Below are 23,050 nucleotides of genomic sequence, written 5' to 3'. Positions count from 1 at the left end.
ATAGTTTTTTAATGTCGATTATCGACCTTAGACTACTATTCCAATGAGATAGGTAAAGATGCCCACTACCGCCCCTGCTATGAGTACAAAAACCAAAACACGGGTAATTCCCTTTTTGAGGTCTGCATTTTCGCCGAAGAAATGACCTGCATTAAATAAGAATCCGATGAGGAAAATGACCCCCAATAGTAGAGGGAAAATAGACCTAATGGTATCGGAAACATCATTTACCGAATCTTCAATACCTCCGATTTGTGCAAATGTGGGTAGGCTCATTAGGAGCATGGCCCACAAAGGATAAACTGTTTTTTTCATAACGCTTACGTTTTTATGGTTCTCCAATGCGCTTAGGGAACCTGTTTGAAATAACTTTTTACGAAATCTATAAGGGAATGCATGGAAAGGGAGAAAAACTGAAAATATTAACGGTAATCAGCGTTAAATTTTGAAGTATAGTTATGCATTGGTTGAAATCTTTAAAAATTGTGCAATGGATAGTTACCTAAATGCAAGTAAATATGGAACCAGTAAAACTGTTGATAACGCTACTTTTTTTGATGCCTTTACATATGCCCGTAGCACAACATAAAAAGGTAATCATAATTGATGCCGGACATGGTGGAATGGATTCTGGAGCTATAGGAACCAATCATATAAAAGAGAAAGATATCACACTGGCCATTGCAAAAGCAATGCTAGAGTTTAATAGGAAAGTCCTCAATAATGAATATGATTTGTATTTGACAAGATACACGGACACACTTATTTCACTGCGGCATCGGACTAAACTGGTAAAGGCAATTCAACCCGACCTTTTTATATCGTTGCATTGCAATCATGCTAAAAATGAAAGGGCTACGGGCGTTGAAATTTACCTGCATAGCAAAACAAGCATAACGACCAAAAACCAAGTGGAATCAATGCGCTTGGGCCAATCCATAGTAGAAACGCTTACTCAAAAATTGGGATATAGAAGTAGGGGGCTTAAAAGAGCAAACTTTCAAGTACTACGCGAATCGATAGCGGTATGCCCAGCAATTTTGGTGGAGTTGGGTTTCCTGTCAAATCATGATGAGGCAGCCTATTTGGAAATAGAAAACAATAGTATGGCCCTAGCACTGGCTGTGCTCATGTCAATTAAAATGTAGGATGATGAAAGCGTTATTTGTGAACCTGTATAAAGTACTAAAAGAAATTGTTATTGCAGTCGGTAAAGAATTGTTGGTATTCGTAAAACAACTTTAAATAAGGCTAAAAAAAGAAGTTTCGTCAAAAGAATTAGTAATATAAAAACGATAGATTATGAAATTTAGAATTGAATCAAAACCAAGTCCATTGAGACAATTGGATAATTTTAGACAACTAAAAGTTGCCCTAAAGCCAATTAAGGCTGATGTAGGCGGTAAATTTTTAGATGTACTACTAACGCATTGTGCCATGCTCAGAAGTGCAATTAGTAAAGACTTTAGTTTGGCTGACCAAGAGCACGTAGCTATAAGTTGTGATGTTTATTTCAACATACCTCTGGTATCATCGGCGAGTGTTGGAGGCGAAACGATTTCCAGACTTCAGAAATATGGTAAGAATGGAATACGGACTATTTTTGAAAACAAAAAAGAATTGGGAGAATACTTACAGGGATTGGATCGTATACCTAGTATTATATTGCCGAACAAATTGGAATTGATGCAGAAGATCGGTGATGCAAAGAGTAAATTTGTTTACGAGTTAGTTGGTTAATTCTCTTATTCCTTCTTATATCCGATAGGTTTTCTTTTGCTTTGCGCAAGTTGCTTTTTATCTTTTTGCAGCAAGTAATTAATGGCCTCAAAAATGTCGGTAAATTGTTGGTTGTATTTAGTTTCCAGCTCCTGTAACTTTTGGGTTAACTCCGTATGTGATAAAGCATATTTTCTAAGAAAAACAAAGGCACGAACAATCTGTATATTGACTTCTATGGCCTTGGAGGTTCGCAACACACTGGCCAACATTGCAATGCCCTGTTCGGTAAATGCAAAAGGATTGTATTTACTGTGTTTTCCTCTACCTGTATTTTCTAAGGTCGCAAATTGCGTCCTTAAAGAGTTGTATTCTTCGTTTGTCAATTCAAACATAAAATCTGATGGAAAACGGTCTTTATTGCGCCGTACCGCTTCTTTAAGGCGTTTAGTTTCGGTTTCATAAAGTAAAGCCAGGTCAAAATCTAAGAGTACTCTTTGTCCACGTATTTCATAAATCCTGTTTTGTATTGTCTGTAACTCCATTTTTAACGGATTTTTAGTTCCGACCATACCATGGGATGTTCACTGGCACTATGCAGTTCATTTTTGATGCTTTTTAGGATATTCCATTGAGGCCTTTTTTTAAACCAAATCCCTTTTCTTATCAATCCACCGGCCTTTACCGTTCTGTACAATTTGCTGGAAAGCATCAAATAGTCGCTTTGCTTCAAGTTAACGCCCATTTTATAGGCTCCCAAACGATAATATTTTGAGTCTTTTCCTTTGTCCAAATCCACTTCAAAAGTGTGATGTTTTGAAATATCCTTTAAATCGGTTCCTAGGGTTAACGGCGCAAGAAGTTTACTGTAGGACGGGACATTTAGTGTGCCTACAACAGCGATCAATTCATTGGGACCATCTTTATCCTTATATACTTCTGCTATCTTTTTGGATTGAACTTCAATTTTGCTTTTAGCATCCTTATGGTGTTCCAAGTTATCCAAAAAGCACGTTGACAGTATGCTTACGATTTTACCATTGGGGGTACTGATTTTATATTCCTGTAGGTCCATATCAAAAATGGGATTGCCATTTTCATCAAAATCATTGACATGGGATTTCATTGCAAGTACTTCATAACCGGATTTGGTCAACAACCCGATACCTCTACCGTACAGGTCATTGGTCTCCAAATACAGGATATGGGTATAGGTGTCAGATAAAAAACTCTTGTTAAATTCCAGTAGCGATGACCTGTCCTCGACCTCCAATAAGATCAGTATATCTGGTGAAACTTCCTCAACGACCTTCGCTTTGTTTGCTATGGCCACTTCATTTATGGGGGTTGAGTTTAATCTGACCCACCCGTTCCAATTGGTTAAAGGGCTTGCTTTATTGGCCTCTGAGGCTGCATCCTTTTTTAGGAATAGTTGTCCGGCTTTATGTACCATGGTGAGGTAAGGACCGTTCTGGGCATCTTCAAAACCCAAAAGTTTTGATAGTGTTCTGAGTCTATTGAATTCCTTATTGGTGCGCATCCCCATGACCATAAGCCGTTCAAATTCTTCAATCCAAAGTTCCCGATTTTCTTCACGGTATTTTTTTATTAGCGCTCTGTCCCTATGGAAGATATTCTGGATGTTATAGGTTGCAATGATCATAGCTGTTTCTTTAGAAAGAAATTCTTGTTGTTTTTAAGAATCTCATCGATTTCTTCTTCATCGTAGTAAATAATACCTCCCAATTTTGAGAAAGGGATGGTTTCATTGATGCGAAAGTTTTGCAATGTTCCAGGACTGATGCCCAATTTCTTCATTACGATATTTGATTTTATCCATTTGTCAATGGTGACCCTTTCATAGTTTGTCAAGAGTTCCTTAATATCTGAGATAAGTTCTTCCTTAAACTCCTGCAGGTCATCTGCGGTAATAATATTTGCTGGCATATCCTTAGTTTTAATATTATACAGCAAATATGAGTCGATGATGAAAAATAAATTCACAAGGTTTCCCTAGGTAAGGGGAAATTTTAACAACCTCTTTAAGAGGGAATAACACCTTTTTATTCGTCTCCTTTTTCCAAATCAAAGAGCAAACTGGTGGTCAAATCATCCAAGAATTTTGTACGGCTTTTTTTCCGTATTCGAATCTCCCCGTAGTTTCGGTAAGGATCGCCGCTCTTAAAGCGAAACGCCTGTTCAAGCGTTTTAATAATTTCGCGAATACTTACTTTACCGTCATTTACGGCACGACTACTTTTTAGTGCATAGGCCAATTCCGTCATGTCGGTCTTGCTCGCCGTCCAATTGAGTTGGGTCAAGGGGATGAATGGATGTCCGTTGGGTCGATCAATATTTTTCAATCGATGGTCCAGATAAGTAATCAATCTTCGATTCGCACTTAGTTTTGCCAACAACAAATCATGTGAGGTACTGAAATCGGGATCTCGAAAGTAGTATCTCGCATGGGTGATATTGAATTCATTAAAGTATTCCCGGGTAAAATAATGGGTATCCAAATAGGTCTTTCCTTGGTCTATATATTGAATGAAATCAAGGTTTCGAGAAAAAAAATCATTTAACTTTTTCAACTTCCTTGTGGTGTATTTCCTTTTGGTTGAGCCATCCCCTTTGGGATAATGAATTTCAAAGGATTTGAGCTCAAAGAAATAGACCAGGTTCGACAGGGGTACCTGTTTGGTGTATTTGAAAAAAAGAATTTCTTTGGCGGGTGATTCAAATTTCTTTTTTGAGATAAATCTTTTTAGTTTGGTCAGCAGGTTTCTACAGAGCACAATGGACAGATCACTTTTTTTGACGACATCCTTTGTGATTGATTCAATTCTTGCTAATTCTTCCGAAAGTTCTTGAGATAGTAAATGTAGTTCCATAAGCTGACCTTTGAGCGTTAGTTACCATTGTAGGTCAAAGCGAATATTGAATTGGGGCTACGCTTTATTTAGAGGTCAGACCATATACCAAAATTAACTGCAATTATTGTGCCTTAATTCTTGTTAATAGTATAATCTAATTCAATTGAAGGAAAGTTGAAAGTGGTATTGAGCGTAGCACCAACTTCAGTGAGTTATCGTTGCATTTTTATTCGAAAATTCAGTTGCTTTAGATTTCCGCTTTGTATATCTTTGCCCCCAATTTAACGCAAGTTAGATCAAATAAAAAGTTACCTATTCGGTTACCTACAAAGTTGAAAAACTTATAAGGTATTGAATTTGAAGGGATAGCGTGACAGGGTTTCCGTCCTGCCACCCCGACAAACCATTTTCAAATGGATATAAAAGCACTGTCAATCGATTGACGGTGCTTTTTTTATTAAGTACCCTTGAATGTTCAATTCGAGTCTGAAAATTTAGGTTTTAGGCATCATGCCCAACCTTTGGTAGCGCTGCGGGACTCATTCGGATCACCTAAAATATGATGATAATGGATTATTACCCTTCTGGCCACAGAGTAATTTCAATGGACAAAAAGGCCACCTAGAGGGTAACTTTCATATTTCGGTGTCTTTAAGAATCCCACTAAAAATTAGTGGGACCTCAAAAATCACGATGTTTCTGAAAACTAATAAGAATCTCCACTTATCCAAGTCCTGAATTGTGCAGCCTTGTCCCTACTTACCACTATTTTTTGAGGTAGGTCAACGATATTGTGGGTTTTAAGGGAAACTTCAATTTTGCCATAGCTTCCACTTTCAAAAGCATCTATAATCGTTTTGGATAGTATAAACTTCCTATTCGCCCTAAAAAAACGATTGCCCAATAGGGCTTCCATTTCCTTCAAGGTCAATTCCGAAGAAAATTTGTTGTATCCGGTATCCACCACATAGGTAATCCCCAGCAAGGAGTAAACTCCAATGATTTCCTTCTGGTCCAACAACTTAAAGGTAAAGGCATCCTTCAGCTTGATTCGGGTATCTGGAGCAAGATGCAAAGATTCCTGGTTTTGTTTGTTCGACAGTAAGAACAAACCAAAGTAAATCATATGCAAAAGCAGGATAAACAGTAGGGCAACAAGGGTATCCTTAGTATAAAAAACAAAAGATAGAGAAAGCCGTTGCCCCTCAAAAAAGAGATGATCGAACAACTCGTTCAACAATAGTGTGCATATGATAACACTCAACGTGTGAAGGGTAAGCTGAAAGGTCACCCTTTTTACAAAATCTTTATACAGCGGTACCCGTTTGTTCATCCAGTGAATACCCATTGCATAAAATTCAATGCACAAATAGGTGGTCAACACATCTACCAGATAATAGTAGATATGTTGCACATCCAAGTTTTCAAAATTGTAGGTAATCAGAAAATTGAGAGAGGTAACAGATAGGGTAACGATCCAAATGTAGGGTCGTTTAAAAAGCAAATCCTGGTTTGTTTTTGTTGCCTCTCTCATGTTCTTATGCATCATTTACCAATGCGCTTAAATCGATATCCAGATAGATACAGTGAAGAAGTACCGTCCGATTCTTTTTTCAATTTAACAGTTTCTCCGCCAAAGAAATCAAAATTATAGCCAGGAATTATGGCCAGCTCTTCCGATACAGGTGATAAACCTAATTGAATTCCCATTTCCCTTGGATATTTGGCGGTTCCTTGAATCTCCAAGACATTTTCTGAATTAATAAGCAACTGAAGCTTGTCAAAGGTTTGGTAGTCATTATCACTATAATTGGCCACAGTGTAGGTGCCTATCGCTTTTTTCCACGAATTGGGTATGGTTTTGGCCTGTATTTTGGAACCCAACACATGCCGAGTTCCACTTTCAAATTGTTCACCAATGATCATCTCTCCTTCGGATTCTTTCCAAAAAACATCCATAGCATGAATTTTTACCCCCATGACTTTTACATATAACTTGATAAGCCCATTGGAGTAGGGCACACCCACCCCTTTTTTGTTCTCCGCTTTGAGGTCAACATCAAACGCATCACCATTTCTCTTGAAATTTAATATTCCAATGGAGGTGCTATAGGAGCCTTCAATTTTTTTGAAATCCTCTGCGCTAAGGGTAACTTTTTTATAGTTAACCTTTGGTTTTTTCACATTATTGAATTTGGAGGCCTTGTACTTTTTACCCATAAAGGCATATAACTTTCCCCAGCTGTCCCAATGTATTGCGCTACTGGAATTGGAGTTGCTGCATATCACTATGGAAGTATCCAGTTCTGGGATGAAAAAGATGTAAGAATAAAAAGGTTCGTGGACTCCAGCTTTTTTAACTCGGGTATGCCCGGATTTTAAGGGCAGCAGTTCCCACATCAGTCCTATTCCTGTGTCAAAGGCCAATGGAGCATTGGTAAACTGCTTGTGGAGTGCATCCTCAACCACGGCATTGCTAAGAAATCCGTGTGTGCTTTTCCTTCCTGTTTTGGTGTACAACCGGGCTATTTTGAGCATATCGGCAGCGCTGGATGTTACCCCATCTGACCCAGAATAGCTGTATTTGTAGGTATCCGTTTCTACCTCACGAACATAACCCTTTGTGTTTTTAGCTGGGCCAAAATAGGAATGTGTCATCTGCAGCGGTTTAAAAATGTTGTTTTCAACATAATCCTCAAAGGGCATTCCCGAGACACGTTCTATAAGCAAAGCCAATAGGTCAACCCCCCAATCGGAATATTGATAAACCCTCCCTGGTGTGGAAATCAGATATTCGTCCTTGGAATTTTGTAAAAGATGCTCTAATGGTTCCGGCTCTTTCTTCATGAATCCTTTTGCACGTAACCGAGGCAGGCCAGCATAATGGGAAAGCATATGCCTAATGGTGATTTCACTGTCCTTGCCAAAGTGGGATTTCATGGCAAAATCTGTCACGTAATGGGAATACGCCTGATCTAAATCGACAAGCCCATCGGTGCACAGTTTTAGTACAGCAGTGGAGGTAATAATTTTGGATACCGAGCCAATGGGGTATTCAGTGTCCTTGGTTGCCTTGGTATTTTTGGATTTGTCCGAGAATCCAAATCCTTCCGACAAGACCAACTGATTTTCAATTTCCATGGCAATGCTTACACCGGTAACATCGTGCTTTTTCATTTTTTTGAGGATGTGCTTTTTGAAATCTTGTTTAAAGCTGGACAGTTCCTCTTGTGAAAACTTTTTTTGGGCATTCAGGGTTCCTAAAAAAAGCATCCCAAGCACTAATAAGGTGTTTTGATAATTTTTCATGATTCTAATTCGTTTTTTGATTAAATGTTGGGCGAAAGTAGTAGTGATTCGATGGCAGAATCGCATAAAACCATTCAAAACAAAGTGAATCGCTATAAAATTTAGGTCCAATCGCAATAGTAGAATTTCGCGATAGGTTTTGACAGGCTAAACATATTGGAATATTCGAGGGTAATTCAGATTGTATGACTGGTTTAGGAATCGATCAAGTGGTAAAAAGCTGCTTTGTAGGTTTGGCTAATGGACAACTGGACATCACCAATATGCACCCTATTGTTTTCTATGACATTTATCTGATTGATCTGGACAATATGGGACTTATGGATTCGGGCAAATCTATCCTGGGGCAAAAGCTTGATTACTTCACTCATTTTACCTAAGGACATGATTTTACGACCTTTCAATTGGTAGGAGACATAGTTTCCGGAACCTTCAATATAAAGGATGTCGTTAAAATCGATGCGATCAATTTTGGTGCCGTTTTTCACAAAAATGTATTCCTTGGGAATAGGCTTACTTTCATTATCTGAACCACTAGAGGAATAAGACGCATTTCTTTGTTTTATTTTATCATACACCTTGTTCATACAGATTATGAAGCGTTCAAACTCAATGGGCTTTAACAGATAGTCCACCACATCCAATTGGTAACTTTCCACTGCGTATTCGGAATATGCTGTGGTTAATACAACAAAAGGCTTATTGGAGAGGGATTTGATGAATTGTATCCCTGAAAGATGGGGCATGTTGATATCCAAAAAAACAAGGTCAACTTCGTGCTGTTTAATAAAATCGAATGCCTTGAGCGGGTTTCTAAAGGTGTTGACCAAACTTAGAGTGGAAATTTGCTCCACATATTCCTTCATGACCTCAATGGCCCTTGGCTCATCATCAACTATGATACACTTTAGTTCCACACCCTTCTAATTCAATTGTATTTTCAAAGATAGATCGTAATGGTCATCCCCATCCACAATACGCAATTCATGTTGATTGGGGTATAACAAAGACAATCTTCTTTTTACGTTACTAAGTCCCACCCCGGAATGCTCATTTATACTGACATTGTTGAATTTGCTATTGGAGATGGTAAATAAAAGTTCATTATTGGAAGTGCTGAGCTGTATATGTATAAAACATGCCTGTTCCAGATGGATACCATACTTAAATGCATTTTCAACAAATGGGATGAAAAGGATAGGTGCAATCTGGAAACTTGTGTCAACAGGGCCTATGTCTACCTTAAGATCCAAGGGGTCATTCTCCGAGACACGGAGTTTTTGAAGTTCTACATAGCTTTCCAAATAATTAATTTCCTTGTCCAAGCTCACCAGTTCCACATTGCTGTCATAGATCATATAACGCATCATGTGAGATAATTTGGCTATTCCGTTGGCCACCTTTTTGTCCTCATGTTTTCTGGATTCCGCATAGAGATTGTTCAGGGTATTGAACAGAAAATGCGGATTGATTTGGGCCTTTAGAAAGTTGAGCTCGGTCTCCAATTTCTCCTGAAGTATTTGTTTTCTGATAATTTCATTTTTGTACCAATCCTTGGTCAGTCTATAGCCAATGGAAAGGAACAGAAATAAAAAATGAAGAAAAACACTGTACGCTATCAGCGCGGTTCCTTTGTGCATTTCATATGCAAAATACTCCTTGGCTATAAAGTAATTGATAAGCAGGGACAAGGCGAGCGTAGTGACAAAGAGAGCTGCAATTGCTACAGTTGCATTTTTCTTGTTGTTAGATTTAATCCATTTGGGTAAAAGCAGCCCTAGGTTCCCATAGAACAATATCATGGCCAAACCGATATAGACAGATATGAGGGCAAAAAATACAGGGTTGTATTCTTTGGTGTACTCCAAGTCAGCCCCTACCTTGATCATCCTCACCTTAACCCCAAAGTTGGTATAGGTAATGTATAATACAAGAATCCAGAAAAGGATATGCAAAAAGGGTTCAATGTATTTTTTCATTCGGTTGCACTTGCCATAGCCAAAGGTAGAAAATAGCTGACGCGTCCAAATTTTAATTGACCAAACTTCAAATTTGTTATGTGTGTTATATCATTTCCTATGTAAATGGATTCAAATCGAGATTCGGCTTACTTGAAAAGGAAGTATCCAGTTTTAAACATTTGGTTTGAAATCTGAACTCCAATCAAGTTCATTTGACCCAAAAACAAAACAAATCAAAAAATGAAACAGTATGTAAACATCTTTCTTTATCTATTGCTCTGTTGTTTGGGGTTTAATACGGTAGATGCACAGGAATTATCGAAAGCAGATATTGACAAGGTGGTTTTGGAATCCATCAAAACCATTGATCGGAATTATATCGTTCCAAAAATCAAGGAAAAGGTAATAACCGGATTAAGGAATAGTCATGAAGCTGGGAAATACAATCAGTTTGTAAACCGGCGGGATCTAGCCAAAAGCCTGACCAACGATCTACGGAGCCTGAGCGATGACTTCCATTTATACCTAGTGGCAAAAAGTAAAGATGAGCAAGTGAATGCAAGACCTAGAAGGCAGATGATGCGTAGTGCTCCAGATCCGGAAGCCTTTAAAGGTTTATTGACCTATGAAATGTTGGAAGGTAACATCGCGTATTTGAAGGTTCCCTTGTTTGGACCATTGGATTATGTAAAGGCGGATATCGATAGTTTTTTGGAACTGAGTCTTGATGCCGATGCCTTAATTGTAGATGTACGGGAGTGCCCTGGAGGTTATGGTGAGACCTTGGCTTATCTGGCCGGGGGGTTTATGCCAAAGTCAGCACACCTGACCACCTACTACAGCCAAGAAGGTTCTGACGAGCTTTTTTCTTTTGAGACCAAACATGGAAAAATCAACAAGGACAAGGAGGTTTATGTATTGGTTGGAAACCGGACAGGTTCAGCAGCTGAGGGATTTGCCTTTTATCTACAGCAATTGGATAGGATTTCCGTGGTTGGGAAGTCCAGTGCTGGAGGAGGGCGTTCCAATGAGTTTTTTCCAATTGGGGAGCACTTTGACCTTTCCGTATCTGTCCGAAATTCTGTAACGCCAAACGGCAAGCAATTTCAAGGGGTTGGGGTACAGCCCAATTTGATTACACCTGAACACAATGCCTTGGATCAGGCCCATATTAACGCATTGCTTAACCTTCAAGCCAAATATCCTGAAAGGGATGAAAAGTATGCAACCTTGATTTCCAAAATTGGACAGCCAGAGGTAGCACTCAGAAAAGGGGATAAGTCCGATATTGAGCAAACCGTGTTAGGGTATTTGGAAAACTTTTTTGAAAACAACACGGAAGAAATGTTCAAGTACCTGCACCCACAATTGGCAAAACGGGGTATTTCGAAAAAGCGGGGAGAATCAACCTTGTTCTTTGAGGATATTACGAGGGAACAACTTACGGCAATGCTTCAAAGAAAGCCGCCCTTTCCCAAGGACAAACAACAGCATGCGATTGAGATTTTGGATGTGTTCCACAATACGGCAACAGTTAGAGTGGCAACGGGATACCCTGGTAGGATGGAATGGATAGAATATATCCATCTCTGTAGATTGAATGATACGTGGAGCATTGCAAATATCATCTGGGATTATTATCCAAAAAAGGATAAACAAATAAAACGTACAAAATGAAAAAATTGCTATTTACCTGTGTGATTGTAATGGGGATCAACACATCCCTTTTGGGTCAGATGCGACCCTTTAAGCCTTCAGTACCGTTTGAAAGTTACGAGGCGGCCAAATCTTTCCTTGAATCTCAGGAGGCGGAAGGACAGTTCTCTGGAGCTGTTTTGGTAGAACGATACGGTAAGGAACTCACCAAGGAAGCCTATGGGATGGCAGATGTGGAATACCAAACTCCTATGAAAACAGATACCAAGATTAATCTTGGATCTATCAACAAAGCATTTACAGCGGTGTCCGTAATGCAACTGGTGGATGCTCAAAAGATAAAATTAACGGACAAGATTGTGGACTACATTCCAGAGTTGCAAATGGATATGGCCGATGAAATCACTGTAATGAATTTGTTGGAAATGAAATCCGGATTGGGTTCCTATTGGGATTCAGAGCGGTTTTTGGCTGCATACGCCACTTTAAAGGACATGGAGGACTACGTTCCGATCATTGCAGAATACCAGTTGAATTCAAAACCGGGTACCCAACGGGCCTATAGCAATTCCAGTTATGAACTTTTGGGAGTGCTGGTGCAGCGGGTAATAGGTCAGAATTACTATGATTATGTTCGTGAAAACGTATATCATAAAGCAGGGATGAAGGATACAGATGCTTTTGAAAGGGATATGGAGGTACCCAACAGGGCCCATGGGTATTCGAAGTACAAAAACGGGGAACCAATGGGGCCAGGTACGGATGAGAAAAAGAACAAGCCATTTATTTACAACGTGAATGATAGGTCTCCGGTTAAGGGTACCGCCGCGGGAGGGGGATATTCAACTTTGGACGACCTGCGAAAATTTGTAAAAGCACTGACGTCAAATCAATTGTTGTCCAAAGCATCCACCGATATGGTCATCAATCATTTTAGAGAAGCCAAGACCAGGAATGCTGTTTATGCGGTAAGAGGAGGCAGTTATGGTATCAATTCCACCGTCTTTTTTGATACAGATACCCAACATTTGGTCATTGTGATGTGCAATTATGACCCGCCTACGGCATCGGAAATAATGAGGAGACTTCGAATTACGGGTGTCTAAAGTACTGGCTAAAAGCTGTTCGTGGATAATTACGGAAAAGATAGAGAACAAAGGTTTTTAGATCAATTTTGCATTTGGCTGGAAAATATTGGAAATTAACTGAGGTTAATTGTATATTTGCACCCGCAAAATAGGTCGTGTAGCGTCCCGAAAAATAAATCGGGACTGGCAGCTTCGCCACGCGACATGAAATAGCAAGGTCGCGTAGCTCAGCTGGATAGAGCATCTGCCTTCTAAGCAGACGGTCGAAGGTTCGAATCCTTCCGCGATCACCACCTCGAAACCCCAGTATTACTGGGGTTTTTTAATTTCCGAGTATTTTTTTACATCTTCAATAAACGGTCCAATTCCGCTTAAACATGCCTTTAAACGGAATTATTCCGGACTTTTTTCCGACCCTTTATGAAGATATTAGTTAAACTGAATAACAGTATTAAAAAACAGTAAGTGAGCTAAACCGATCAATCTGGCTCAAATACCAAATTAATTCGGGTTAACAATAATGAAATTATTCTAACTCTACTACCCTTATTCTAATCTAATTGAAATAATTCCTATCCCGTGGGGGGCTTTTAATTCAGGTTCAGACATATTTGGGCCTAATGAGAATTGCACGGCCTCAATTTTTTCAATATCAAATTTTGCCTTGTTATCATTGTTAAAATAGTAAGGTAAAAATGAAGGATACGGTCGTGGCAATAAAACTGTTTTAACAGGAATGAAATCACTTAACTTCACTCTATACTCCTTTTCTTCAGGAGAAAGCTCTATTGTGGCACCAAATGAAGATCCATTAACCATAACCAAAGCGACTTGAACTTTACAATTTTTCTTCCTCGTACTTCGTCCCTTTACAATCATTTCGACTTTCTTGTCTAGATCTTTTTTTCGCCCCTTAACCTTATCTAGAATGAAATGTTTGAAACTGAAATCAAAAATAGGTGTTGCATTTATATTCTCGTTGTTAGGAACAAACAACTCTTCAATTTCAATTTCATAAATGGATTCATTTTTTTCCTCTGTCGGCAGTAATTTGAAGGCGTTCTTTCTCCAAGGATGAACTAAAAATTTGGAATCCTCGGAGGCTTCAAAGAGATGTATGGGAAAAGAGGCCGGAACTACTCTAGTTCTGAACCTGTTATTATCATCAAAATCCCAATCATTTGGTAGACCTTTTCGTTTATCTGGAAACGTGTAGTTATCCCCATTTTCCATTGTCACGGTTATATAGTAATTTAGAATACCTACTTCCACTTCTTGAGATGGTATTGTGGCAACGTAATGAAACTTGTCCTTGGATTCCATTTGTATTGTTTTGACACCTCCCTTACCCTGTAAAACCACATTGACCCTCTTAGGATTATCTTGACTCGCTATTTTGGCCTCTATCTTTAGGAAATTTTCATCAGATATTTCAGATATAGGTTCATGTATGAGTGTTAACCATTCAACATTTTGTTTGGGTGCATAATAATGCCCTATTTTATATGCACCAAAGTCATCATTAATCGACCATTTTCCTCGATTTTCGGAATTACTAAGAATATATACTCCTGGAGAGGCATCAAATACTCCTTGTTTAGCAGTTGAGACTAAGCTGTTACCCTCCTTTATAGCGACAACATTGAAGTTTGCACCCAATTCTTTAAGTAACACCCTCATCTTGTGTATATTCCACTTGATTGCAGTTAACTTTCGGTCAACACTATTTTTACCATAGGGGTCGGTCAAGGGCAAGGCATCAGGCATTAATTCCAGTCTCCAGACACCTTCTTCAATTTTATCCAGAAAATAAGCTCCCATTCCTTCGTATTTTATGATTGGAGAACTCTTATACCCAGACACATGTTTCAGATTAATTTCATTTTTAGGGTTAATCGAGGTTGCATTGGTGTAAATAAACTTATGTCCAGTATTGTAAACAGCCAAATTAGTCTCATTATCCAAAGAAATGTCAGAGAAAGTCTTGTTGTCAGGATATTTACCAAAATCGGAATACATAGGGATTTCATGGAAAATTTCTGAACATATTTTTAGTGCCAAGGCCTTACTGGGAGTATATGCCAAATTCATATAATGGGTATTGTATTCGGTGTTATAGGGAGCTAAAAAAGTAGGGTCATATGCAAAATGCGTTGCTATTTGAATCCCCGCTGCCCTAAAACTTCTTGCCATGGCCGGATAAACATAGGAACTTCCAACATCAGCGGCATCAAATTCATAGACTAGTTTTGCCCCTTTTCGTTCTTTTATAATTCCGTTGAATGGAATATTGTAATCATCCACATTGGGAAGCACATTGCCTGGAATTTCTTTTTGATACACCAGGCCGGTTGGATACCATTGAAATGTGCCCCCTTGGATTTTTGCGTCAAAGTATGCATCCGCAAAATGAATACCATGGCTTATATTGTAAAAAATTGGTTTTTTGGTTCCTGCTTTTCTCATGGCGTCTACCATTCCTGCAACAAACTCAGTAACTTTTTTTGGTTCGCCCCAGTGGTGGGGTTCATTGCTTACTTCAAAGGCAATAAGGTTTGGATCGTTCCCATACTTTTTTCCATTATATGGGTTGACATGGTTTAAAAATTGATAGAGATATTTCTTTTGGGCTTCAATACAATCCACATTGGTTAAACAATTTGCCTTTCCAAATTTTTGGGAAAACCCAGAAGTTGGCTCATTGGGTTCAGGCCAGCCATTGCCCCAATAGGCAATTGGTGTTATAACATAATTGATATTGTTCTTGCCCAGAACATCAAGGAGATAATCAAAAGTGTCCAAGTGATCATTTTCAATAAGGTTTCCCTTGGCATCTGAAATTTCAGTGTCCCACACATGAACTCGATATAAGTCAAACCCTAGGCGTGTAAAATGGTAAACGTCATTGTCAATAATCTCTTTTGGGTCTAAACCAAATCTGTTGGCCATTCGATATGCATGGGCAAAAGGGAGAGTATAATTTACCCCAAATCCTTTAATTTCTTTGTTATCAGTGTTCCAGCGCAAAACCCCAAGGGAATCAACATATGCATCGTTGGAGGAATTCAATTCCTGGGTAAAACCTTGGCTTGAGAGTAAAAACGTTATACACAGAATAAAGACCCTGTTTTTCATCGAAGTTTTCATTGTTTCCAAAATCATCTTAGTTCTCGTTTTAAATAATTGATTGATAGTTCTATTCTGGGGCGATTTCGAAAGTGTATTTTCCAAGCAACTCGTTGTGCGAACTGATGTATAAAGGTTTGTCCACACTTGATACTTTGACAAGGATGGAGGCAATTCCTGCTTTAGAAATGCTTGGGTTTTCTCCAATTAGCTCGGCATTTCCACTTTCAATCTCAAAAAATACTTTGGAAAAATTATCACTTGAGACCAAGTTGCCGGAAGAATCCAAAACCTTGGCGTTGAGGATGACAATGTCTTCATCACCAAACTCCCCAATCCCTATACCAGATTTATCAGCAAATAATTTTATTTTTTTACCCTTTTCTGGAGTTACTACCGTATCAATGGCAACCTCTTGGTTTTCAAGGTACCCTTTGGCCACCAATGTTCCAGGTATATATTTGGGAACTTCAAAATGGAAAGGTGGATGTTCCAAGTGGGAGGAGTAAGAATCGATTTCCAGCTTTTTTTTGTCAATTAAATTACCGTTAAGATACAGGGCCACCTCCTCACAATTACTATAAACTTTTATTTCAGTTGATGAATTTTTGCCCCAAAAACTTGCAATTTTTACCATGGGTCCACCAATTTGAACTCCTCTAAAATTAATGGATTCGCCAGGCGGTCTTTGACTTTGATAAAAGTACTGGGCAAACTTTGGAATCCTAAATATATCACTGATTCCGGATGCTTCAAGATCATCCGCATAGCCCCGGTTGTAGTCGAACATAACCCAATTTGCATGTCCAATGGTATTATCACCTTGCCTATTGGAATTAGCTGCTTCCTGGAAGTTGAGTGCCTGTTGCAACAGTCTCTTTTCTCCATGTTCCCTCAATTGACGGCTAGTCCTTTCTTCTTCTTTTAGATCCTTGAACTCTTTTTGGTTGAACCCAGCATTTTGTGCAAAATACTCCCAATCACCATATTCCGCTATTAATACTTTTCTACTTCCCTTGTCGTAGTCCGTCCAATAATTTGGTGGCTTGCCATGTTGCCTAGCTGGAATATAAAGATCAAATGATGGATGGTCTATCCATCCTGCACTATAAGTGTCCGAAAAAGGAAGTTCTTCCCTCAATATTTCATTTCCCCTTATCATGAATTCCTCGGTCATACCGGACTCGTTAAGGGATGTTTCCCAAAACACAACACTTGGATGATTCCTATCTCTTCGTATCATATCCCGTATATCCTTAAAAGAGTTCTTTTCAAACTCACCTTTTTGATAGAACTGCCAACCTGGAATTGCATTCATCACCAACAGCCCCAACTCGTCACATGCATTCAAGAAGGATTCATCTTGGGGGTAATGGGATAATCTAACGAAGTCAAATCCTGCCTGTTTTATCTTGACTGCATCCCTGTAATTGGCCTCGTTGGAAATGGCATATCCGACATAGGGATATTCTTGGTGCCTGTTGGTTCCCCTTATAAACTGTTTATCATCGTTTAGGAAGAAACCATCCTTATTAAGATCGATTTTTCTAATTCCAACTGTCTGGGTTACACTATCCACTTTTTCTCTGTTGCCAAACAACTTTACCGTAAGAGCATATAAATGTGGCATAGTGGTGCTCCATAACTTTGGCCTGTCCACATCCAAGGAGATGGTAAATTCAGTATCGTAGCCTGAGTTAATTGACAAGACAGTCGATTTTTGACTAACCGTTTTTCCACAAGGGTCCGTTAACATAACTTCGACATACACTTCTTTCTCTTTTCCAGATTCATTCACCACGTGAATTTTCACATTACATTTGGCAGATTTCTTGGTTACCTCTAAAAAATGTGCATGTATACCGCCCCCACCAATCTTATCAGCTTCCAAAGGGTCCGAAATATAAACGCTGTTTTTAGTAATCAATGCGACGTCTCTGTAAATCCCGCCATAGTAGTTAAAGTCTAAATCCTTTAATGGTTTACCTGGTGGAATTACTGGATTGTCAGTATTGCTCACCTTCATCTTTATTACATTCTTTCCATTATTAAGATGATTGGTTATATCTATAGTAAAAGGCAAATATCCCCCCTTATGATGCGCTACATGTTTTTCGTTCAACCATACATCCGATTCGTGCATGACTCCTTCAAATTTTAAGAAGATCTTTTCGCTGCCACGAATGTCACATTCAAATTCCTTTTTGTACCACATGGTTCCCTGCCATTGATTATTTACAACCAAGGGCTCTATTCTTGGAATATGTGGCACATTTATAGAAGCGCTTTTTGAAAAGGTACTATCAAGGCTAAATTCCCAATCCTTATTGAAGCCAATCCTTTCTGGAGTGTTGAAAGTTGTGTTAGATTCCTTTTTCAAAACATGGGCTAACAATCCAAATACCATTAATAATGAAAGGGTTAAAAAAAATATTTTGAAACTGTTTTTAGTTAATTCTTTCAATACCATAGGCACACTGAATTTCTATTTAACAAATGGTTTTACCTTATTAACCCAAACTGCATATCCTTTTTCGTTCAAATGCACTCCGTCATACGAATAATCCATATTCAAAAATTCGGATTTTGATCTAAAAAGGGGGTATAAATCAATCAAGTTATAACCCACTTTACCTGCATTTGATTTTATAAGTTGGTTGGTTATTTGAATTTTTTCAACTAGATCGACGGAAGTGGTTGGTAATATTGTTTGGACAAAAATCTCGGTTTGTGGACTTTCTTTGTTTAATTTATCAACAGTTTTGACGATGTTTTCATATACATTTTCGGGATTTATGTCATTATGGAAAAGATCATTTATACCTATTAAAATAAAAACTTGGGATGGTTTGAAATAAACCAATTCCCCTAATCTTGCCAGTACCCCTTCCGATGTGTCGCCGGATATCCCTCTATTTTTCGCATTGTGCTTGTCGAGCTTTTCATTCCACATGCCACCTTGTTCAGTAATACTATTCCCCATAAAAACAATGTCATTTGGTTGGAGCGGGTCGCTCATAAACTCAGCAATTCTTTCAGGATAATGTTCTTTGGTGAATTCTGAATGGGATGGGATTACCAAATCACCAGATGGATATATGCTTTCCAAAGTTGCCATTGGAATCGGCCGTTTGAACCTCTCTTCCGCAGCCTTACTGGATTCTTTACATGAATTAAACAAATTAATGGTGATTAAAAACAGCACTGCTGAAATCATAGATTTATACATGACATGTTTTTAGGGAAAGCATACAATTACAGAAAACTGAATACTTCTGGTTAATTTAATTATCGGGAAAGAACCAAGACATTCCTTCCCGATAAGTATTTGAAATGTTGATTACTCCAAGGTTATTGTTTTATCATTCCCGTTTATGGTCAAAACATAAGAGCCAGAAGAACCTGTAAACAAAAAGTTTTTGTCAGCAGCATCCTGTTCAGAAAAGTTGGAATCTATGGTATAACCTTCACCGGCATAAAATTCATAGTTGTTATTGGTATCCCAAGTACCATAGATTTGGAAAAAGCGGAAAATACCACCATTGTTCAAAGCTATTTCTGCGGTCCAGACATTTTCAGTAACCTGGATAAACTCAACCGTATCGTCGTTAAAGCCCCAACCCCCAGGAACAGCATCACCCACTGCCCAAAGAGAGGGTAGGGTCTCATACTCTTCCAACGTAATTCTTTTGCTATTCGCATTGATGGTCAAGGTATAGGCACCTGGTACTCCAATAAACCTAAAGTTTTCATCGCCACTTCCATCATTTTCAAGATTTGCATCTATCTCAAAGCCTTCACCAGCATAATAGGCATAGTTATTATTGGTATCCCATGTTCCAAAGGTTTGGAAAAAACGAAAGACTCCAGCATTCAACTCCAGATTCGCAGTCCATACTCCACTAAAAGTTTGAGTGAACTCAATAGTATCATCATTGAAACCCCATCCACCAGGAACTGCATCGCCAACCGCCCAAATTGAAGGGAATGGTCCTGAACCAAGTAAAGTAATGGTTTTATCATTATCATTTATCTCCAGTACATATTCTCCTGTATTGCCCACAAACCTGAAGTTCTGATCTCCATCACCAGCATTTTCCAGATTGGAATCAATCGTATATCCCTGATCGGCAAAGTATGCATAATTGAGGCCGCTTGCCCAGTCATCCTTTTGTGTAAAGAACCTGAAAGTGCCTGGAGAAAGATTTACGGTTGCCCTTCTAATTCCGAAAATTGGGGATTCCACCAAAGTAGCATCATCAAAACTCCATCCGCCCGGCAAAGCATCACCAAGAGCATAGTAGGTCTCTGAGATGACCGGATTAAGTTGAATGGTTTTTCCTTCACCATCAATCTCTAAAGTATAAAGACCAGGAGTGCCCTCAAAAACGAAATTATCATCATTATCATTGGCATCCTTCAATTTTGAATCTATGGTATATCCCCGGTTTACGAAATACTGATAACCAATTCCAGATGTCCAATCCCCTTCAGTTTGAAAAAATCTGAACTTATTTTCTGCCAGATTCAGCGCCACAACATTTTTATTGGCATCACAAGAGACTTCTATTGCGTTATCCCAATTCCACAAGGCATCTGGAACACCATCACCTAGAGCCCATATGGACTCACAGTGGTATTCGGGGTCAAAATTATCGTTAAATATATTCATGCCAAGGGTAGGATTGCCAGAATTGTCGAACAGGGTAGCATTATCCCAGTGCGAACCTTCCCCGAACAATGTTGAACAAGCAGTTGACACCCATGCCGGTTCCCAATAGACCAAGCCAAACCCATTCCCTTCTTTAATTTCGCGTTTTAAATCCAGCAGGAAATCCAATTGCCCTTGCTGATTGGCAGGATATACGGACTTGCCAAGAATGTTATTTGCGGCATCCGCATTTTCCGTGGTGAATGGATAAGCGGTTTCAACAATCATCACTTTTTTGTTGTAAGTTGATCCCAGCGCCGAGACAGCATCCGAAATATCGGCTACTTCGTATTCTGACCAAACAGGATAATATGATACCCCAATCCAATCATAATTGACGACCCCATTTTCTTTTGCCTGTTCAAACCACCATAAGGCGTTTTCTGGTTGGGCAATATGAAGCATGATTTGTACTCTGGCCCCATGTTTTTTGGAAATGTCCCTAACGGCTTGAATTCCCTGGTTGATAAGGAATGCATTACGTTCCCAATCAATTTCAAACCATCCACTTTCCCTGTTCAAAATATTCCCATTGATTTCATTGCCCAGTTGAACAATTTCAGGAAGCAGGTCTTTCTCCGCTAGATTGTCCAAGGTTTCATATGTATAATCATAAAGCCTTTGACTCAGTGCTTCCGTATTGTCTACCACATCCAGCCAAGCTGCGGGTATTATTTGATTTCCAGGGTCAGCCCAGGTATCAGAATAGTGGAAATCCAGCAATATATCCATACCCTGTTCCTTAGAGCTACTTATGGTTTTTTCTACATCTTCAATATTGGAATATGCGGTCCATTCTGATGGATCGTTCCACAATCGTACCCTTACCAAATCATTACCCGCATTTTTAAATATTTCAAAAGGATTTGCATTACTTCCAGCCAAGCCATTATAACTGGCTCCACAGTCTATCATTTCATTTAGGTATGAAAGATCCGAACCTGCATAAAATTGTTGCTCAAATGGATTCCGGACCTCCTCAATATCAAATTCTTCTAGATTGGCTACCTCGTATGTTTCTTCACATCCTAAAAACAATCCTAGGAATAGGAAGGAAAAAAAATAAATTATTGCTTTTTTCATTTTAATGGTGCTTACAAATTAATATCCAGGATTTTGTTCTATTGTTCCTCCGCCCTCAAGAATAACGTCTGCAGGTATGGGAAAAAGAAGGTGTTTAGAACTTGCGCTCGTGGCTCCACGTTCTATTGCCTTTTCAATAAATTTTCCGTGGCGTACCAAATCTTGTCTTCTATGTCCTTCACAAAAAAGTTCGCGTCCTCTTTCATCCAATATTGCATCTCTAAATTCTTCTTGGGTTAAACCGCTCCATGGTGTCACGCCTGCCCTTTCTCGTACTTGATTCACATATTGATAGGCATCAGCTGGCCCCCGCTGTTCATTAATGGCCTCTGCTACTGACAGTAACACCTCAGCATATCTAAATATTACCCAATCAATTGAATAGCTTGGCCCACTACCTTGTCCTTCTATACTCGTATACTTTAATGGAATAGCCCCGCGTAATCCATTGTCCCGGTCAACGAGCGCTCCTCCTCCGCTCTCAAACTCCGTTATAATTGTGTTAGTCCTTAAATCTCCAATCTCAAATTTGTCATAAAACTCCCAAGGCATGGAATATCCATACCATCCACCGCCTCGTTCAATCAGTTTGGTTCCAGCAAATCCTTTGGCGTAATTGCCTGGAAACAAATGCTGCATATACCAATTTGGGACCGCCTCATTACTTGCAATGGCATAGATAAGTTCGTCATTGCCGGTTTGGATGAAAACATCATCATAGTTTGCAAGAAGTCCGTAAGAACCAGAACTTATAATGGCCTTGCCTATATCTTCGGCTTTTGCCCATTCCTTTTGATGCATGTATAACTTAAGCAGTAACATCCTGGCCACACCTTTGGAAACCCTACCCCAATCTGCTGTCCCGTTGTATTTTTCCGGTAATTCATCGGTGGCAATTGCATCCAATAAATCTTGTTCAATAATTCGAGTGTATTCTTCAACGGACAATCTTGGGGTAATTGATGTATCACTCAATGTAGAGGGGTCCACCTTGACATTAACAGGTCCGAAGAAGTCGTACATGATGTACATAAGCCAAGCCCGAAGGGTCTTTGCTTCTCCCAAGTACCTATTTTTAACCACATCATCAACTGAAGAATTTTCAATTTTATCAATTACATCTGTTGCTCTAGCCACATACCGAATCCTTGAATAGGTAGAAGCTCCTGTTCCGGAGTAGGTGGCAGGTCCCCAAGTAAAGTTTAAAATGTTGGCGTCCCAGTCATTCCACAATTCGTCGGTAGTAAGTTCGCTTCTTAAAAGATAGGTTCTGTTATTTGCGTTAAACAGGTAGGTATACCAAATACCAATACCTGGATCCTCACCCCCCCAGTCAATGGAAAATGAGCTGTATAGTGCAACTAAGGCTGCATTGAAATCTTTATCCGTTTGAAAGAAGTTTTCAGGTGTTAAATCACTAAATACCTTAGAGTCCAGTTCATCCTCGCAACCTGTTATTGCTAGAACCAGGAACAGGAAGAGTGCGAAAAATCGAGTGTTCTTTAATATGCTTTTCATAATATT

At 39.1% G+C, this 23,050-nt stretch carries 18 protein-coding genes and 1 tRNA gene; 5 read left to right on the top strand and 14 right to left on the bottom strand.

The genetic code is table 11. From position 1 onward, the window contains the following. Positions 1-27: 27 nt before the first annotated feature. Entirely contained in the window at positions 28-315 is a 288-nt protein-coding gene (locus tag M3P07_RS07615; RefSeq protein ID WP_010519653.1) for a hypothetical protein, read from the bottom strand. 203 nt (positions 316-518) lie between these two features. Between M3P07_RS07615 and M3P07_RS07610 the strand changes: the two genes are divergently transcribed. Together M3P07_RS07610 and M3P07_RS07605 are read left to right on the top strand one after the other, a co-directional pair. Then, positions 519-1,148, top strand: coding sequence for an N-acetylmuramoyl-L-alanine amidase family protein (locus M3P07_RS07610; RefSeq protein WP_249969297.1), 630 nt, complete (start codon positions 519-521; stop codon positions 1,146-1,148). Between the two features lie 154 nt (positions 1,149-1,302). After that, positions 1,303-1,740 (top strand): hypothetical protein, encoded by a 438-nt coding sequence (locus M3P07_RS07605; RefSeq protein WP_249969296.1) that lies wholly within the window; start codon positions 1,303-1,305, stop codon positions 1,738-1,740. 5 nt (positions 1,741-1,745) lie between these two features. Here the strand turns inward: M3P07_RS07605 and M3P07_RS07600 are convergent, their stop codons facing one another. The 8 genes from M3P07_RS07600 to M3P07_RS07565 all read right to left on the bottom strand — a co-directional run bounded on the left by M3P07_RS07600 (position 1,746) and on the right by M3P07_RS07565 (position 9,880). Then, positions 1,746-2,264 carry an ORF6N domain-containing protein gene (locus M3P07_RS07600; RefSeq protein WP_249969295.1) on the bottom strand — a complete coding sequence of 173 codons (519 nt, stop codon included), beginning with the start codon at positions 2,262-2,264 and terminating at the stop codon, positions 1,746-1,748. A 2-nt stretch (positions 2,265-2,266) separates the two neighbouring features. Beyond that, complete coding sequence (locus M3P07_RS07595; RefSeq protein WP_249969294.1) at positions 2,267-3,382, bottom strand: hypothetical protein; 1,116 nt, start codon at positions 3,380-3,382, stop codon at positions 2,267-2,269. Further along, positions 3,379-3,666 carry a helix-turn-helix domain-containing protein gene (locus M3P07_RS07590; RefSeq protein ID WP_010519648.1) on the bottom strand — a complete coding sequence of 96 codons (288 nt, stop codon included), beginning with the start codon at positions 3,664-3,666 and terminating at the stop codon, positions 3,379-3,381. The genes M3P07_RS07595 and M3P07_RS07590 overlap by 4 nt, the downstream gene beginning before the upstream one ends. A gap of 116 nt (positions 3,667-3,782) precedes the next feature. Continuing rightward, complete coding sequence (locus M3P07_RS07585) at positions 3,783-4,610, bottom strand: RteC domain-containing protein (RefSeq protein WP_010519647.1); 828 nt, start codon at positions 4,608-4,610, stop codon at positions 3,783-3,785. Between the two features lie 688 nt (positions 4,611-5,298). Continuing rightward, positions 5,299-6,126: a LytTR family DNA-binding domain-containing protein gene (locus tag M3P07_RS07580; protein ID WP_249969293.1), complete on the bottom strand. Its 828-nt coding sequence runs from the start codon at positions 6,124-6,126 to the stop codon at positions 5,299-5,301. A gap of 11 nt (positions 6,127-6,137) precedes the next feature. Next, complete coding sequence (locus tag M3P07_RS07575) at positions 6,138-7,901, bottom strand: serine hydrolase domain-containing protein (RefSeq protein WP_249969292.1); 1,764 nt, start codon at positions 7,899-7,901, stop codon at positions 6,138-6,140. Between the two features lie 194 nt (positions 7,902-8,095). Then, on the bottom strand, positions 8,096-8,818 hold the full coding sequence (locus tag M3P07_RS17825; protein ID WP_249969291.1) for a LytR/AlgR family response regulator transcription factor: 723 nt from the start codon (positions 8,816-8,818) through the stop codon (positions 8,096-8,098). Between the two features lie 6 nt (positions 8,819-8,824). After that, entirely contained in the window at positions 8,825-9,880 is a 1,056-nt protein-coding gene (locus tag M3P07_RS07565) for a sensor histidine kinase (protein WP_249969290.1), read from the bottom strand. Positions 9,881-10,102: 222 nt separating this feature from the next. On the opposite strand from M3P07_RS07565, the gene M3P07_RS07560 reads away from it, so the two are divergent. The 3 genes from M3P07_RS07560 (at position 10,103) to M3P07_RS07550 (ending at position 12,899) form a co-directional block, all read left to right on the top strand. Then, positions 10,103-11,539 carry a S41 family peptidase gene (locus M3P07_RS07560; RefSeq protein WP_249969289.1) on the top strand — a complete coding sequence of 479 codons (1,437 nt, stop codon included), beginning with the start codon at positions 10,103-10,105 and terminating at the stop codon, positions 11,537-11,539. Next, a complete protein-coding gene (locus M3P07_RS07555) occupies positions 11,536-12,624 on the top strand; it encodes a serine hydrolase domain-containing protein (protein WP_249969288.1) in 1,089 nt (362 codons plus the stop codon). The genes M3P07_RS07560 and M3P07_RS07555 overlap by 4 nt, the downstream gene beginning before the upstream one ends. 198 nt (positions 12,625-12,822) lie before the next feature. After that, positions 12,823-12,899 (top strand) — tRNA-Arg (locus M3P07_RS07550). Between the two features lie 253 nt (positions 12,900-13,152). Here the strand turns inward: M3P07_RS07550 and M3P07_RS07545 are convergent. The 5 genes from M3P07_RS07545 to M3P07_RS07525 form a co-directional block, all read right to left on the bottom strand. Then, positions 13,153-15,768: a glycoside hydrolase 5 family protein gene (locus M3P07_RS07545; protein WP_249969287.1), complete on the bottom strand. Its 2,616-nt coding sequence runs from the start codon at positions 15,766-15,768 to the stop codon at positions 13,153-13,155. Positions 15,769-15,802: 34 nt separating this feature from the next. Next, positions 15,803-18,112, bottom strand: coding sequence for a glycoside hydrolase family 2 protein (locus M3P07_RS07540; protein WP_249969286.1), 2,310 nt, complete (start codon positions 18,110-18,112; stop codon positions 15,803-15,805). A 105-nt stretch (positions 18,113-18,217) separates the two neighbouring features. Beyond that, a complete protein-coding gene (locus M3P07_RS07535; protein ID WP_249969285.1) occupies positions 18,218-18,961 on the bottom strand; it encodes a GDSL-type esterase/lipase family protein in 744 nt (247 codons plus the stop codon). A 111-nt stretch (positions 18,962-19,072) separates the two neighbouring features. Continuing rightward, a complete protein-coding gene (locus M3P07_RS07530; protein ID WP_249969284.1) occupies positions 19,073-21,526 on the bottom strand; it encodes a glycoside hydrolase family 53 protein in 2,454 nt (817 codons plus the stop codon). Between the two features lie 18 nt (positions 21,527-21,544). Continuing rightward, positions 21,545-23,044, bottom strand: a complete 1,500-nt coding sequence (locus tag M3P07_RS07525) for a RagB/SusD family nutrient uptake outer membrane protein (protein WP_249969283.1) — start codon at positions 23,042-23,044, stop codon at positions 21,545-21,547. Positions 23,045-23,050: the final 6 nt, after the last annotated feature.

It is taken from the genome of Flagellimonas myxillae, assembly GCF_023502235.1.
Lineage (GTDB): Bacteria > Bacteroidota > Bacteroidia > Flavobacteriales > Flavobacteriaceae > Flagellimonas > Flagellimonas myxillae.
Note: the sequence above shows the minus strand (reverse complement) of the source record. Positions and strands in the feature narration are given on the sequence as shown.

Bases quoted from the DNA above. Each gene is read 5' to 3' on its own strand.
- M3P07_RS07565 (WP_249969290.1), bottom strand. From the start codon at position 9,880: ATGAAAAAATACATTGAACCCTTTTTGCATATCCTTTTCTGGATTCTT.
- M3P07_RS07610 (WP_249969297.1), top strand. From the start codon at position 519: ATGGAACCAGTAAAACTGTTGATAACGCTACTTTTTTTGATGCCTTTA.
- M3P07_RS07530 (WP_249969284.1), bottom strand. From the start codon at position 21,526: ATGAAAAAAGCAATAATTTATTTTTTTTCCTTCCTATTCCTAGGATTG.
- M3P07_RS07575 (WP_249969292.1), bottom strand. From the start codon at position 7,901: ATGAAAAATTATCAAAACACCTTATTAGTGCTTGGGATGCTTTTTTTA.
- M3P07_RS07525 (WP_249969283.1), bottom strand. From the start codon at position 23,044: ATGAAAAGCATATTAAAGAACACTCGATTTTTCGCACTCTTCCTGTTC.
- M3P07_RS07605 (WP_249969296.1), top strand. From the start codon at position 1,303: ATGAAATTTAGAATTGAATCAAAACCAAGTCCATTGAGACAATTGGAT.
- M3P07_RS07600 (WP_249969295.1), bottom strand. From the start codon at position 2,264: ATGGAGTTACAGACAATACAAAACAGGATTTATGAAATACGTGGACAA.
- M3P07_RS07585 (WP_010519647.1), bottom strand. From the start codon at position 4,610: ATGGAACTACATTTACTATCTCAAGAACTTTCGGAAGAATTAGCAAGA.
- M3P07_RS07595 (WP_249969294.1), bottom strand. From the start codon at position 3,382: ATGATCATTGCAACCTATAACATCCAGAATATCTTCCATAGGGACAGA.
- M3P07_RS07590 (WP_010519648.1), bottom strand. From the start codon at position 3,666: ATGCCAGCAAATATTATTACCGCAGATGACCTGCAGGAGTTTAAGGAA.
- M3P07_RS07545 (WP_249969287.1), bottom strand. From the start codon at position 15,768: ATGATTTTGGAAACAATGAAAACTTCGATGAAAAACAGGGTCTTTATT.
- M3P07_RS07535 (WP_249969285.1), bottom strand. From the start codon at position 18,961: ATGTATAAATCTATGATTTCAGCAGTGCTGTTTTTAATCACCATTAAT.
- M3P07_RS07615 (WP_010519653.1), bottom strand. From the start codon at position 315: ATGAAAAAAACAGTTTATCCTTTGTGGGCCATGCTCCTAATGAGCCTA.
- M3P07_RS07560 (WP_249969289.1), top strand. From the start codon at position 10,103: ATGAAACAGTATGTAAACATCTTTCTTTATCTATTGCTCTGTTGTTTG.
- M3P07_RS07555 (WP_249969288.1), top strand. From the start codon at position 11,536: ATGAAAAAATTGCTATTTACCTGTGTGATTGTAATGGGGATCAACACA.
- M3P07_RS07580 (WP_249969293.1), bottom strand. From the start codon at position 6,126: ATGAGAGAGGCAACAAAAACAAACCAGGATTTGCTTTTTAAACGACCC.